Below are 14295 nucleotides of genomic sequence, written 5' to 3'. Positions count from 1 at the left end.
CGCTTCAAAGCTAACAGATTTTTAACTTTTATAAAAGAATTTTTATTCAGCTTCCAGCGCCTGCGATAAATCCTGTAGTAAATCTTCAATATTTTCTAAACCGATTGATACGCGTAGCAAATTTAATGGTGTTTTCGTGTTTGGCCCTTCTATAGAAGCACGATGTTCAATCAGGCTTTCAACACCTCCCAGGCTGGTTGCTTGGGTAAATAATTGCGTAGAGTTAACTACTTTTCTTGCTTTTTCTGCACCACCTTTCACCAGAAATGAAAACATCCCGCCAAAACCGATCATCTGTTTTGCTGCAACCAAATGATTTTTATGAGTTTCCAGTCCGGGATAAAATATTTCTTCAACTAAAGGATGTTTCTGCAAAAATTCAACGGCTTTTTGAGCATTAAAGGCATGTCCCTTCATTCGGTATGGTAATGTTTTTATTCCCCGAACGGTTAAATAACAATCAAAAGGAGAAGGCACAGCACCGGAAAGTTCCTGCAAACTTCTGATCTTATCCCACATCGTATCTTTTTCTTTTGTTATTAAAGCTCCGCCTAAAACATCACTATGTCCCCCGAAATACTTGGTTGTAGAATGCATTACAATATCTGCACCGAGCTCGAGCGGGCGTTGAAAAACAGGAGTGGCAAAAGTATTGTCGCAGCATACCTTGATTCCTTTTGTCTTTACCCGCGAGCATATGGCCTCAATGTCTGTTATTTTTAATAAAGGATTGGAAGGGGTTTCAATCCAGATAAGGCGTGTGTTATCCTTAATAAGAGATTTTAGCAATTCAATATCTGAAAGATCAGCGTAATCCACTTCTAAAACTCCTTTGTAAGCGGTGTTAATAAGATTTCTCAGCCCGTGATACATATCGTCTGCTGCAATAACGTGGCTTCCAGGTTCTAATGCCTGGAAAACGGCAGCGCCGGCAGCATTTCCTGAAGAAAAAGCACATGCATCTGCGCCCCCTTCAAGTTGTGCTACAACATTTTCGAGCGAAGATCGGTTGGGATTGTTAGCCCGTGTGTACATGTAGCCTCCCGGGTATCCTCCGTCTGCGCCCCGTTCAAATGTGGTGGATAAAGTGATGGGTTGTATAACTGCTTTGGAATCTTCTGATATATGATTTCCGGCATGGATAGCGATAGTTTCAATTTTCATAAATGAAGTGCTGGGCTGTAAATTTAGCAATTATAAAATTACCTGTTCAAACTTGCATCAATATGATAGAACAATTAATAGCTTTATCCTATTTTTGTGCAAAGTTTAAGGAATGGGTGCAGAACACAATCTTGAAATACTTCTGAATAATCCGACTATCGATCCTTCCCTCAAATCTATAGTTGAAAAAGTAAAAAGCAACGAACGTTTAACTTTTGATGAAGGTGTTTTACTTTACGAAAAAGCTGAACTTGCTTTTGTTGGTACGCTCGCAAATTATATACGGGAGAAGCGTCATGGTAACAGGACTTATTTTAACCGGAATTTTCATATTGAACCGACCAATCTGTGTGTATATGATTGCAAATTCTGTTCATATTCAAGGCTGATAAAGCAGCGGGCTGAGGGCTGGGAGTACACGATGCAGGAAATGCTTGATGTCGTGAAAAAGTATGATGATCAGCCTGTTACTGAAGTGCATATAGTAGGAGGAGTGCTGCCGCAGTATGATTTGAAATTTTATTCCGAGCTGTTCAGGAAAATACACGAGCATCGTCCGGAACTGCATGTAAAAGCGCTTACACCGGTAGAATACCATTACATTTTCAAAAAAGCTAAAATTGATTATGCTACCGGGATGAAACTGATGAAAGAAGCCGGCCTACAGTCAATTCCCGGTGGAGGAGCTGAAATTTTTCATCCTGAAATACGGGAACAAATTGCTGCTGACAAATGTAATGCCGAACAATGGCTGCAAATTCATGAAGAATGGCACAAATTAGGCATGAGGTCAAACGCTACCATGCTATACGGCCATATAGAAGAATTCTGGCATCGTGTTGATCACATGGAACGGTTACGTCAACTTCAGGATAAAACCGGTGGCTTTCAGACTTTTATTCCCCTGAAATTCAGGAACAGGGATAATCAGATGTCGCATATACAGGAAGTTTCTGTTATTGAAGATCTTCGTAATTATGCTATTTCCCGCATCTATCTTGATAATTTCGATCATATAAAAGCATATTGGGCAATGATTAGCCGCAATACAGCCCAACTGTCGTTGAATTTTGGAGTAGATGATATAGATGGTACTTTAGACGATACCACCAAAATTTACTCCATGGCAGGTGCTGAAGAACAGCATCCGGCAATGAGTACCAAAGAATTAGTTGATTTAATAAAGCAGGTTGGGCGACAGCCTGTTGAAAGAGATACTTTGTATAATGTAATGACAGATTATTCAGAGTATCAATTTTCGGAAGAAGAGAAAAAATCGTTTTATAAACTGCCTGTGTTAAATTCCTGATGATTTTAATACAGATTAAATACGTAAATGGAAATTGATGATACTGCCCCGTCAGGGGAGCGAAAATTTAAAACCTTATACATTATCCGCCACGGAGAAACGGATTTGAATAAAAGAGGAGTCGTTCAGGGAAGAGGAGTTGATTCTGATTTAAATGAAACAGGAAGAAAGCAAGCCGAAGCTTTTTATAAAGCCTACAGACATATTCCTTTTGATAAGATATATACTTCTACATTAAAACGCACCCATCAAACAGTTAAACATTTTATAGACGCAGGAATATCCTGGACCCAATATTCAGGACTGGATGAAATGGCGTGGGGCGTTTTTGAAGGGCAGGAGAGTACCGAAGATGTAAAGAGTGCCTATGATAACATGATGCAAAACTGGAGTGCAGGAGAATTGCATCTTAAGTTTGAAAATGGCGAAAGTCCGCTCGAGGTAAAGGAGCGCCAGCTGGAGGTTCTGGAGAAGCTCATTGAAGAAAATGAAGATGAAAACATCCTGATTTGTATGCATGGACGGGCGATGCGCCTCTTTTTATGTTTACTAACCGACTGTCCATTATACGAGATGGAAAAATTTCCTCATACAAATACTACGCTGTATAAAGTTCAATACGATGGTACGAGGTTCACCATAGTTGATTTCAACAATACCGATCATTTTGTCTACTGTAACTGATTCCCTGTGAATAAATATCGCGTTTCCGCAATCTCATATACCAATACAAAACCTTTTGTTTATGGATTACAGCATTCTGGTATTGCTGAAAAAATTGATCTGAATTTTGATATTCCTGCCGAATGCGCTCAAAAATTAATTGAAGATAAAGTTGATATAGGAATAGTTCCAGTGGCAGCTCTACTCCATATCCCAAATCATTATATTATTTCTGATTATTGTATTGGCGCTGTGGGTGCTGTAAATTCTGTTTTTATATTTAGCAAGCTTCCGGTTACTGAAATAGAAACGCTGCAGTTGGATCGCCAGTCCAGAACCTCAAACAACCTTGCAAAAGTTCTTCTTAAAAACTACTGGCACACTGCCCCCCAGATTGTTGAAGGGGAAGCTGATGCATTTGTAGAAATAGGCGACCGCACATTCGGAAAAAAAGATAAATTCCCTTTTGTTTATGATCTTGCTGAAGAATGGCAAAAATTTACCGGTTTGCCTTTTGTTTTTGCAGTTTGGGCTTCTAATAAACCTGTTTCTGAAGAATTTATCTCAGAATTTAATGCGGCTCTGAAATTTGGCCTTGATCACAGAAAAGAGGTAATAGCTGAAATTTCCCCGCGTGCTGACTTTGATTTTGAAGATTATTTATTAAACAAGATAAGTTATAATCTTGATAGCAGGAAAAAAGAAGCTTTGCAGAAATATCTTTACCTCGTAGAAGATTTATAGGTACCGCAGCCAGGGTTCCAAATCCTGTCTGCAGTACGAGTTTTTTTTATTTAACAGCGGCAAGTTCTTTGCTGGTTACAAACCTGGTAACCTCGTTTTTTACAGGTTTAACCGTTTTCAGGTAAGCATAAATAGCTTCCAGATCGCTTTTTTTCATACCTCCGTACATGCCCCAGGGCATAATGGTTTGAAAATCGTGAGCTCCTACATTTGCCGGGCGATAAGAACTATCAGCAAACATTTGAAATTTTGCAACAAACTGTTCACGGGTCCATTTTCCAATGCCGGTTTCTGGATCGGGAGTGAGGTTTGCAGAAAATACCGTTCCGCTGGGAAGCTGGAAGTCTCTTCCTCCCGCAAGTTCCATCCCTTCTACCGGGTTACCATTTTCTGCTTTAGTATGGCATTCTTTGCAGGCAGCAGCATTTAAAATATAAGCTCCGTAAGCCAACTGGTCCTTTTCGTTTGGAATTGGTTTTAAATCTGCTTTTGTGGGTATAGTATTTACAATAAAGTTCAACGGGAAATCAAGTTTACGTTCCGGAAAGGTGCTTTTTCGTTCAGGCAAGGTTCGGATATAGGCGATAATCGAGTAAATGTCTTCTTTATCCATTTGCCTGTACGAGTTATAGGGCATTATTGGAAATATAGCCGAGCCGTCTTTTTTTACACCTGTTGTTATTGCCCTGAAAATTTCTCCGTCCGTCCAGTTTTTTAAGTTGAAGGGTGTGATATTGGCAGAATAAACTTCTCCGGGGAAACCTACATTACTATCAAATTTTTCGCCGCCCGAACCTGTTGTTTGAGGATCCAAGGGCCCTCCAAGTTTTGTCCAGTCTCTTTTTGAATGGCAATCTATACACACGGTTACATGGTTGGCAAGATATTTTCCCCGCTCAATTCGAGCAGGAGTGAGTTCAACTTTCAAATCAGGAGCTTTGCCAACATTCGGAAGAGCAAACTTTACATAGCTTACAAGCGCTCCCACGATAATAAATATGGAAATAAAGATAAATACAAGGATTTTTCCCGCCTTTTTCATAACTGAGATTAATTACAGATTAAATTTATTATAATTATTTAAAAAACCAATAGATTTTCCGTTGTTTTTTAAGGCTATACGTGAATAAAAAGGAAGATGTAACAGCGAGAAGAGAAAAATTATTTACTTTCTATGTATTTAATTTTTATTGAATCAACCTTTTCCAGTTTTTCAATTACATTATTCACCTGTATTTTATTTATAGCAATCTGCATAGTGCAGGAATTACCAAAATCCTGCTGGATTATCTCAAGGCGGTTTTCTTTTACTATCCTCATTACTTCATTCATGTTTAAATAATCAAAATGTAAGAGATAGTAATCCTGCAGCGTTTTTTCAATTATTTCCGCTGTTTTAAGAGCTTCGGTGGTTGCCGTTTTATAAGCATTTATCAGTCCCGGAATTCCAAGAAGAGTGCCGCCAAAATAGCGCACCACAACAACCAGTATGTTAGTTACATCAAAAGAAAGCAATGTGTTCAGGATGGGGCGGCCCGCGGAACCGGAAGGTTCATCGTCGTCGTTTAATTTAAATACTGTACGGTCTTGTGTCAACCTCATCGCCCAGCAATGATGGCGTGCTTTTGGATGCTCGGCTTTTAAATCAGTAATGATACCTTTAACTTCATTTTCCGCTTTTATCGGTATTGCATAAGCTATAAACTTGCTGCCTTTATCCCTAAAGGTTCCTTCAGCGGGTTTTAATAGTGTTTTAAAAGTATCCTGAAACAACATCCGGAGGTTCTTAAATTTTGCTGCAAATTAAAAAAGCCTTCCCGGTTCAGGAAGGCTTTCGAATTTTTGTTTGGAAACTTAATTAATCTATGTAATATTTTCTAGAAATTTTCTCTTGGAGCATTTTTCTACGGAAGCAGGATCAGAAGGTTCCGTTTTTTTTAGTTTTTATTTAAAAAAATACTCAGCGAATCAGAACCAGCTTCCATAATTTCAGTAGCTTTATTTGACATCAGAGGGGCATGTATACCTGAGCTCCACCGGTCCTTGCTGATAAAAACACGGGCTTCATCCCATAACCCTGCCTTTAAGAACAGATCCAGTGTTTTTTTTCCGCCTTCAATAATAACAGACTGAATGTCCATCAGAAATAGCTGATAAGATATTAATTGGGGTAGGTAATTGTCAAAGTCTTCAATTTCGAGGTATTTTATTTTATCTTCAATAGTTGTTTTTACAGAATTAAACACAATAGTTTCCTGCGACTGATCAAATAAATGGAGATGAAAAGGCAATTCGAGGTTTCGATCAATTACAATTCTAAGAGGGTTTCTCCCTGCAATTTCACGGACGTTTAGCTGCGGGTTATCTATTAAAGCGGTATTTTTGCCAACTAAAACTGCATCTTCCTCACTTCTCCATTGGTGCACCAGCTTTTTTGAAAGGGGTGAACTGATCCATTTTTTTAAACCGTTTTCTGGTGCGAAAAAACCATCTGCCGTCTGTGCCCATTTTAAAATGAGGTATGGACGTTGTTTTTTCACATGTGTAAAGAATCGTTTGTTCAGATTCTCACAGTCATTTTTTAAAACTCCCACGGTAACATCAATTCCTTTGTCCCTTAACTTTCCAATTCCTTTTCCATCAACTTCCGGAAAAGGGTCTGCACAACCTATTACAACTCTCGGAATTTCATGTCGGATGATCAGTTCAGAACAAGGAGGTGTTTTACCGAAATGTGCACAGGGCTCCAGACTAACATACAGTGTGGATTGTTTTAATAACTCTGCAGCATTTGCGTAATGTGCTAACACCTTATTTATTGCATTTACTTCTGCATGGGCGTCGCCAAAACGTTGATGATAGCCTTCGCCGATTATTTCTCCGTTATGCACAACCACAGCTCCAACCATTGGGTTGGGGCTCACATTTCCCTTTGCTAAAAGTGCAAGGTCAATGCACCGCTGCATATATTTTTCGTGTGCCTGCATTCACAAAAGTACTTTTTTACTTTCTTTGTTTATTATGACCATTGCTGAAGCAGAAAAGATTTTTAATCAGCGTTTACTATCGCTGTATGGCGAAGACGAAGCCCGTAATATAGCTTATTATTCGTTGGAACATATTTGTCGTGTATCAAAAAAACAGCTTCTTCTTGCAAAGAATAAAAATCTTACTCCAATGGAAGAAACATCGATCGGAATGATTCTTGACGAACTGGAAACAGGTAAACCCGTACAGTACTGCATCGGTGAAACTTATTTTTACGGACTCAGGTTCAAAGTTGATCCTTCGGTGTTGATTCCACGTCCGGAAACGGAGGAATTAGTGGATTGGGTGTTAACGGAAGTAAAAGATCAAAATATACAAACGGGCAGCTTACTTGATATAGGAACGGGAAGCGGTTGTATTCCTGTTGCATTGAAAAAAAACTTACCTGAAGCTACAGTGTACGGTCTTGATATATCTTCGGCTGCATTGGAAATGGCAATACAAAATGCCGTAATGAACCAAACGGAGGTTAAATTCATTCATGCTGATATTCTTTCAAATCCTGATCTTAAGGCCTTGGTTTTAGACGTAATAGTAAGTAATCCTCCTTACATTACAACCCAGGAAAAGAAAGATATGCATAAAAATGTGATTGATTATGAACCGCAATCCGCATTATTTGTAGAAGGAGAGGATCCTTTATTATTTTACCGCTGTATTGCAAATTTTGCAAAAGAGAATCTTGCTGAAAAAGGCCTGCTTTTCTTTGAGATTAACGAAAAATTTGGAAAAGAAACGGTTTTATTGCTTCAGGAAAAAGGTTTTAAAAATGTAGAATTAAGGCAGGACATGACAGGAAAAGACAGAATGATTAAAGCCTCTCTTTAATTTAATGACAAGTGGAAATGTTTTATTAAGTTTATCCGGTATACTGAATAAGAATTGTCACCGCTCGTTATCGTTGTTTTTGCTGTTTTATTAAGAATATTTCTTAACCCCTTAGTTAACGTTTTTCAAAAGCAGCTTATTTTGAACAGGCATCCACCTCTGTTGCTTAATTTTATTACTTACCTGATATTAAGTGTAATTTCTATTGTTTTCATTTTTGAAGTTGACTGGCATGTCTTTCCGGCAGAGTTCTGGGTATATGCAGGTTTAGTTGGACTTTTAGGTGCTTTGGGCGACTGGTTTTATATTTCGGCTTTAGAGAGCGGAGACTTATCTGTAATTGGCCCGTTAAACGCATATAAGTCCATTATTGGAATAATTTTCGGGATCATTATTCTGCATGAAATACCCAATATGTATGGCGTGATGGGTATAGCGATGATAATTTACGGCAGTTACTATGTATTGGATACCAAAGGCGAAAAATTTTCTACTGCTATTTTCTTCCGGAAAGAAATTCAGTTTCGCATCTGGGGAATGGTTTTAGCCGCCATAGAAGCAGTTTTTATTAAAAAGATTATAGAGTATTCATCCTTTACAATTGCCTTTGTTATTCTATCCTGCTCCGGCACGTTCTTTTGTCTGGTTCTTCTTTTATTAAACCTGTCAAAAGTTAAAAAAACAGGTACCTCTTATATAGGAAGAAGAGATATTACCAGATACCTGTACGTCGCTTTATTTATTGCGGCCATTCAGTTTGGAACCAATTATATTTATCAATACATAGATGTAGGCTATGCATTATCACTGTTTCAGCTATCGGCAATTGCAAGCGTACTATTGGGCCATAAAATATTTCAGGAGAAAGAAATCCGTAAAAAACTCATCGGATCTTTTTTTATGCTGTTAGGCTCCGTTGTAATAATTCTTTGGGGTTAGCTTCTGGGATGATATTGAATAATGGTGTCTTTTAAATAATCCCTGTCTAAATGGGTATAAATTTCTGTAGTAGTAATGCTTTCGTGTCCAAGCATTTCCTGTACGGCTCTTAAGTCTGCTCCTCCTTCAATAAGATGTGTGGCAAATGAATGGCGAAATGTGTGCGGACTGATTGTTTTCTTCAATCCGGTTCTATCTGAAAGATCTTTGATTATAAGAAAAACCATTACTCTTGATAGAGGAGAGCCTCTTTTATTTAAAAAGACAAAATCTTCTTTGCCCGGCTTAATCTTTATATGAACACGTATTTCCTCCAGATAGATCTGCAGATATTTTACAGCAGCAGAACCAATGGGAACCAGTCGCTCTTTATTTCCCTTTCCAAGTATTTTGATAAATTCAATATCCAGGTAAAGGTTAGAAATCTTTAATCCTATAAGCTCTGAAACACGTAAGCCGCAGCTATACAGAACCTCTAACATCGCTTTATTACGCATGCCTTCGGCTTTAGAAAGATCTATAGCATCAATAAGCGAATTAATTTCATAAATGCTTAACGTATCGGGAAGTTTTCTGCTTAAACGAGGGCTTTCAAGTAATTCGGCAGGATCATAGTTGATACATTTTTCAAGCAGTAGGTATTTGAAAAAGGCTTTTAAACCTGATAATACCCGGGCTTGTGTGGGGGGAAGCATTCCAAGTTCATTGATCCATTTCAAGAAGGCTTTTAAATCTTCGGTCGTTATTTTTCCGGCAGAAGGCTGATCGGGCAACGTTTCCGCAAATTCAAAAAGCCTTCCTGCATCTCTCAGATAAGCTTCAATTGTATTTGCAGAGAGAGCGCATTCTACCTGTAAATAGGATTTGAATCCTTTAAGTGCTGTTTGCCAATCCAATTTTTACTTTTAAGTTTGAAAGGATGAAAATACAATTAATAAACGGACCTAATTTAAACCTTCTCGGTATTCGTGAAAAATCTATTTACGGAGACGCCGGTTTTGAAAGTTATTTAGAAAAACTGAAAGGTAGCTATCCGGCTATTCAACTGGATTATTTTCAAAGTAATGTTGAAGGGGAAATTATTAATAAATTGCATGAAATCGGGTTTACCTATGACGGAATAGTTTTGAATGCAGGAGCTTATACGCATACCTCTATTGCAGTAAGCGACGCCATTGCAGCAATAAAAACCCCGGTGGTAGAAGTGCATATCTCCAATGTTTATGCCAGGGAAGAATACAGGCATCATTCCATGATGGCTAAAAACTGTAAAGGAATAATTACCGGATTCGGTTTGGAAAGCTACCGCCTGGCAGTTGAAAGTTTTTTATAAAGTTTAATACGAGTTTTTCGTTTTTTTATAATGCTCGTAATAGTATGAAAACTAATTATTTATGAAATTATTATTCATGCTGTTATTGCCGTTGAGTGTCCTTATCCACTCTTGCAAAAAAGATGATGCAGGCAAGAAAACGGATAAAGTCATTACTGTTAAATCCGTTGCTATTAAGGCCAATCAGGAATACCGGGTGGAATTAAGTTTTTTTGGTTATGAAGACGGAGCAATTGTAAGTAATCCCCCTTTGCATGCCTCAAAAAGTGAACTAAGCAGAGATGTTAATTCAAACGCTATATATTACGTTTATATTCCTTCTATAGATTTCGTTGGTGCAGATGAAGTAGAGATAAAAAGCATGAGAGGTTCAGGCGGAGCATCTACACCTTCAGATATTTCATTTACCAGGATTAAATTTACCGTTACTCCTTAATATTAAAAAAAGGAAGAGGTTGTTTAAAAACTGTTCAATATTAAAAGAACGATAGTTTTAAACAACCTCCTGATACTATTACAGAGAAAAGCGCAAAAATGCAGCTATCGGGCTATCCGTTGGCATTTTTTCTTTTTCAAGTACATGAACTTCTCCGCCATTTACCAGCGTTTTTATGATGGCATTATTTATCAGGCATTCATCTCCGGGTCGTTTTTCCTGGTGTATTACCAGCACATTATCTGCTTCGTTAAAAGAACCCCATACATGCTGATCCTTTTGAACGAACAGGTCAGATATCTGGGCGTAATAGGCAGCAGGAATTACTTCAGAAGGAATGGATGAACTCAATCCTGTAACTGAATTGTCGTAGAAATTCTTTAATGCAGCATTGGTGTATTCTTTAAAATAAGGGGTAATTTTTTCTTTTGCTTTCGCGTACAGGGTGTTTCTGTCCTCGTGTTCAAAATTACCGGTAAGGTTCACATCGGCAATATGCTTGTAATTTGAAATCTGCTTATAAAATCCTATTTCGTATTCAACCGCAGCTAACAAAAGCGGGACATGTTCGTTGTGAAGGACTTCTGTCCAGAGTGTTTGGTCAACTTCTTTAAAATATTGAAGGATGTATTCATTTTCTTCTGCTAAACCTGTTCCGTGCCCGTGGTAACTGGCGTCAGCACCCGGTGCAGTTCCTCCTTTTCTGAAAAGTTGTCGTTTATCTTTCTGTTCAAAAGCAATAACATCATTCATTCCGTCCGGCAATCCTTCAACTTCCAGCTTTTTCATTTCAAACTGGTCACCTTCGTACAACTTTGCATCGTTCTTACTTAATACGAGTAAATAAAACCGATGACGTTTAGATATCAAAGGTAACAGCGGACTCAAATAAAACCGGCTGTTTAAAATACGCTCTTCTTTTACTTTAAATGGAATTTTGATGATATTGAAAAAGCCTTCCGAAAAAAATGCTGCCAGCCCTTCCAGCTGATTATTCCAGAATTCATCGTCTTTAAGCAATTCAAAACCTGGTTTAAGCATCGCATCAATCTCTCGCGAATCCACTTCTTTCGCAGTTAGGTCGGCTTTAACTGCCTGCAAATTGTTTTTAAATACAATTACATCATAGCGTTCGTTCACTTCATTGCCCGAACTGTGTGTAGGGATGAAAATCGAGATGCAATTTTTCCCCTGATAATTTGCCAGACCAATAAATTCTTCTTTTGATAATATATCCATAAATCACGTAGCTAAAGTTGTCTGTTGCTCTCAACGTCGTTATTTTCTTCACCTTTATTTACATTTCTGTTTTTATGTCTTAAAGGCACGTTAGCTGAAGGTTCATCTGGTCCGTCGGTATATTTTTCAGAAAGTTCCTCGTCAGTTTTTAAATCATTTACAGCAAAAGCATTGCGTAAACCAGCTGTGTCTTTAGCTGAACCAGATGGTCTTCCTTTCGGTGGAACAAAAGTTCCATTTTTATTTTTGGCCATAGTAAACTAATTAAATTAAACTTATTTTTTATCTTCTTTCATGTACTTTTCAGCCATAGCAGATACGGCTTCGTTTGGCAGTGTGGTACTCATTGCAACCTGAGCCAGCACGGAAGCGCTTGCGGTTGCATGATGTTCTCCTTTGAGCAGGGCTTCATAACCTTCTTTTGCAACCATTGCCGGGTCGTCTGCTTTATGTGCGGCAACCGTATTTTCTGCATGAGCCTTATTGAAGAAATCGGTATCGGTAGGGGCCGGAATTAAGGCTGTCATGGTAACACCGGTATCTTTCAGCTCATGAATTAATGCATCGGTTAAAGAGAGTACGTATGCTTTGGTAGCTGCATAAACAGCTAAAAGGGGAGTAGGCTGATACGATGCAACAGAAGCCAGTTGTAAAATCCTTCCTTCATTGCGGCTAACCATTTCTTTGAGAAAGAGTTTGGTAAGATGAGTTAACGAAATGATGTTGAGATGAATGATTTCCAGTTCTTTCTGAAAGTCCGTTTCGGTGAATTTTCCACGTTCACCTACACCTGCATCATTAACTAAAATATTAACTGTAAGGCCCTGCCGTTTTGTTTCTTCATAAACTTCCAATGCGCCCGAATCATTTGCCAGGTCCTTCGGAATAACGGTTACATTTATCTGGTATGTGCTTTTTAATTCTGCGGCAATTTCATTTAAGCGCTGTTCATTTCTTGCAACCAATATCAGGTTGAATTTATCCTGGGCGAAAAGCTTTGTTAATTCATATCCTATCCCGCTGGTAGCGCCTGTAATGAGGGCTGTCTGACCTTTTGTTTCCATAGATAGTAGTTTTTTGTTAGAGTTTTTATAGACATCTCCTCTAATACTAACTACACATATTGCAAAGGGTTTTGTAAAAAACAGATTAATGTGCCCACGAAAAAGAAGCCTAAATCAGGTTTGGTGAGTTGTTTTCTATAGCTCTTCCCAAAGCCTGCAAATCTTCATTATTCAGGTCGAATGTTCCCTGATCTAGAATTATCCAGGTTCCGTTTTTGGTATGCTGAACCAGGAGGTCTGGGGTACGCATAGCTGCAACAGTTTCTTTTTTCGGATCTTTGTCTTCGTCCATTCCGGTACTTTCCAGTTCAACAGAAAAACTTCCGTCTTCCATCTGAATAACCGTTACAAAAGTAGGAACTCCATCTATTGGAAAGTTTGTTTTAAAGGATCTCATAATAAACCTGTTTTGATTTAAGACAAGAAAACCGTTAATAAAGTTTTATTTTGAATGAAAGGATGTTTTAAAATGCAACCGGCATTCGCGATAAAATATGGCTTATTATTTTATTTGCATGTACCCGAGAGTTTTCAATAAACCAAACATGGGTATCCATTCCTCCGCAAACTACCCCTGCCAGATATATTCCCTGCTGATTGGTTTCCATAGTTTCTTCATTGTATTCCGGATGCAGCTTTTCATCTAATGAAAGATTAATCCCGGCGTTTGCTAAGAAATCAAAGTTGGGCTTATATCCGGTCATAGCCAACACATAATCGTTCGGAAGAGTTAGTAATCCTTCAGGCGTTTCAATATCAACTTCCGTCTCACGTATTTCAACTATCCGGGAATTGAAATATCCTTTAATGCTGCCTTCTTTTATCCTGTTAACAATATCCGGACGAACCCAGTATTTTACTCGTTCACCTATTTCGCTTTCGCGGATCACCATGCTGACTTTTGCTCCCTTTCGGTAAGTCTCCAAGGCGGCGTCAACGGCAGAGTTATTTGCGCCTACAACAATCACATTCTGATATGAATAAAAATGAGGGTCTTTATAATAATGTTTCACTTTAGGCAGGTCTTCTCCGGGTACGTTCATTTTATTCGCAATATCATAAAAGCCGGTGGCGATAATTATATTTTTAGAATGATAAACACTCTTAGAAGTTTTAATCTGGAAAACCGCATCCTGTTTTAGTACGTTTTTAACTTCTTCAAATAGCTGAAGGTTCAAATTATAGGTAAAAGCTACCCGGCGGTAATATTCAAGTGCTTCAGAACGTACCGGTTTGGGATTGTTTGAAACAAAAGGAACGTTTCCAATTTCCAGCTTTTCTGATGTGGAGAAAAAGGTCATGTTTAAAGGATAATTATATAAAGAATTAACCAGGCAGCCTTTTTCAAGTATGAGATAGGAGAGTCCCGCTTTTTGCGCTTCAATTCCGCAGGCAAGGCCAATTGGTCCGCCACCAATAATTATCAGGTCGAATATTTTTGAATCCATTTCAGAATAGACTTTTCTAAAGGTTATTTGTTCTTTTTCTTTGAATATTTCCCAAAACAAAGAAAGCTATCTTTCGGGAT

Annotated in this window: 17 protein-coding genes; 7 read left to right on the top strand and 10 right to left on the bottom strand. The window is 38.3% G+C overall.

Annotation, left to right across the window (positions count from 1 at the left end; all coding sequences use genetic code 11):
- Positions 1–42: 42 nt before the first annotated feature.
- Positions 43–1164 carry a trans-sulfuration enzyme family protein gene (locus tag ACLCDL_RS00315; protein ID WP_423145983.1) on the bottom strand — a complete coding sequence of 374 codons (1122 nt, stop codon included), beginning with the start codon at positions 1162–1164 and terminating at the stop codon, positions 43–45.
- Positions 1165–1276: 112 nt separating this feature from the next.
- Here ACLCDL_RS00315 and mqnE point away from each other — a divergent pair, with 112 nt between their 5' ends.
- Genes mqnE through ACLCDL_RS00300 form a run of 3 tightly spaced genes read left to right on the top strand, consistent with a single transcriptional unit; the run spans position 1277 to position 3880 of the window.
- A complete protein-coding gene (mqnE, locus tag ACLCDL_RS00310) occupies positions 1277–2473 on the top strand; it encodes an aminofutalosine synthase MqnE (RefSeq protein ID WP_423145982.1) in 1197 nt (398 codons plus the stop codon).
- A 27-nt stretch (positions 2474–2500) separates the two neighbouring features.
- A complete protein-coding gene (locus ACLCDL_RS00305) occupies positions 2501–3157 on the top strand; it encodes a histidine phosphatase family protein (RefSeq protein WP_423145981.1) in 657 nt (218 codons plus the stop codon).
- Between the two features lie 6 nt (positions 3158–3163).
- Positions 3164–3880 carry a menaquinone biosynthetic enzyme MqnA/MqnD family protein gene (locus tag ACLCDL_RS00300; protein ID WP_423145980.1) on the top strand — a complete coding sequence of 239 codons (717 nt, stop codon included), beginning with the start codon at positions 3164–3166 and terminating at the stop codon, positions 3878–3880.
- A gap of 46 nt (positions 3881–3926) precedes the next feature.
- Here the strand turns inward: ACLCDL_RS00300 and ACLCDL_RS00295 are convergent, their stop codons facing one another.
- The 3 genes from ACLCDL_RS00295 to ribD form a co-directional block, all read right to left on the bottom strand.
- On the bottom strand, positions 3927–4922 hold the full coding sequence (locus ACLCDL_RS00295) for a c-type cytochrome (RefSeq protein ID WP_423145979.1): 996 nt from the start codon (positions 4920–4922) through the stop codon (positions 3927–3929).
- A gap of 119 nt (positions 4923–5041) precedes the next feature.
- Positions 5042–5656, bottom strand: a complete 615-nt coding sequence (locus ACLCDL_RS00290) for an IMPACT family protein (protein WP_423145978.1) — start codon at positions 5654–5656, stop codon at positions 5042–5044.
- A 161-nt stretch (positions 5657–5817) separates the two neighbouring features.
- Complete coding sequence (gene ribD, locus ACLCDL_RS00285; protein ID WP_423145977.1) at positions 5818–6867, bottom strand: bifunctional diaminohydroxyphosphoribosylaminopyrimidine deaminase/5-amino-6-(5-phosphoribosylamino)uracil reductase RibD; 1050 nt, start codon at positions 6865–6867, stop codon at positions 5818–5820.
- 34 nt (positions 6868–6901) lie between these two features.
- Between ribD and prmC the strand changes: the two genes are divergently transcribed.
- Together prmC and ACLCDL_RS00275 are read left to right on the top strand one after the other, a co-directional pair.
- Positions 6902–7756, top strand: a complete 855-nt coding sequence (gene prmC / locus ACLCDL_RS00280; protein ID WP_423145975.1) for a peptide chain release factor N(5)-glutamine methyltransferase — start codon at positions 6902–6904, stop codon at positions 7754–7756.
- Between the two features lie 54 nt (positions 7757–7810).
- Positions 7811–8695 (top strand): EamA family transporter, encoded by an 885-nt coding sequence (locus ACLCDL_RS00275; protein WP_423145974.1) that lies wholly within the window; start codon positions 7811–7813, stop codon positions 8693–8695.
- Here the strand turns inward: ACLCDL_RS00275 and xerD are convergent.
- Positions 8692–9591, bottom strand: a complete 900-nt coding sequence (gene xerD, locus ACLCDL_RS00270; protein WP_423145973.1) for a site-specific tyrosine recombinase XerD — start codon at positions 9589–9591, stop codon at positions 8692–8694. The genes ACLCDL_RS00275 and xerD overlap by 4 nt on opposite strands.
- A 23-nt stretch (positions 9592–9614) precedes the next feature.
- Here xerD and aroQ point away from each other — a divergent pair, with 23 nt between their 5' ends.
- The gene (gene aroQ / locus ACLCDL_RS00265) at positions 9615–10028 is read left to right on the top strand and encodes a type II 3-dehydroquinate dehydratase (RefSeq protein WP_423145971.1); all 414 of its coding nucleotides are present in this window, start codon (positions 9615–9617) and stop codon (positions 10026–10028) included.
- 61 nt (positions 10029–10089) lie between these two features.
- A complete protein-coding gene (locus tag ACLCDL_RS00260) occupies positions 10090–10464 on the top strand; it encodes a hypothetical protein (RefSeq protein WP_423145970.1) in 375 nt (124 codons plus the stop codon).
- 78 nt (positions 10465–10542) lie between these two features.
- Here the strand turns inward: ACLCDL_RS00260 and ACLCDL_RS00255 are convergent, their stop codons facing one another.
- From ACLCDL_RS00255 to ACLCDL_RS00235, 5 genes are all read right to left on the bottom strand, one after another.
- On the bottom strand, positions 10543–11703 hold the full coding sequence (locus tag ACLCDL_RS00255; RefSeq protein ID WP_423145969.1) for a baeRF7 domain-containing protein: 1161 nt from the start codon (positions 11701–11703) through the stop codon (positions 10543–10545).
- 11 nt (positions 11704–11714) lie between these two features.
- Positions 11715–11957, bottom strand: a complete 243-nt coding sequence (locus ACLCDL_RS00250; protein WP_423145968.1) for a hypothetical protein — start codon at positions 11955–11957, stop codon at positions 11715–11717.
- A gap of 21 nt (positions 11958–11978) precedes the next feature.
- A complete protein-coding gene (locus ACLCDL_RS00245; protein ID WP_423145967.1) occupies positions 11979–12767 on the bottom strand; it encodes an SDR family NAD(P)-dependent oxidoreductase in 789 nt (262 codons plus the stop codon).
- 109 nt (positions 12768–12876) lie between these two features.
- A complete protein-coding gene (locus tag ACLCDL_RS00240) occupies positions 12877–13164 on the bottom strand; it encodes a hypothetical protein (protein WP_423145966.1) in 288 nt (95 codons plus the stop codon).
- Between the two features lie 67 nt (positions 13165–13231).
- Positions 13232–14215, bottom strand: coding sequence for a YpdA family putative bacillithiol disulfide reductase (locus ACLCDL_RS00235; RefSeq protein WP_423145964.1), 984 nt, complete (start codon positions 14213–14215; stop codon positions 13232–13234).
- Positions 14216–14295: the final 80 nt, after the last annotated feature.

This window comes from Rubrilithobacter danxiaensis (assembly GCF_047272945.1).
GTDB classification, from domain to species: Bacteria; Bacteroidota; Bacteroidia; order Sphingobacteriales; family Sphingobacteriaceae; genus Rubrolithibacter; species Rubrolithibacter danxiaensis.
The sequence above is the reverse complement of the archived record's forward strand: the minus strand, read 5'-3'. Positions and strand labels throughout refer to the sequence as shown.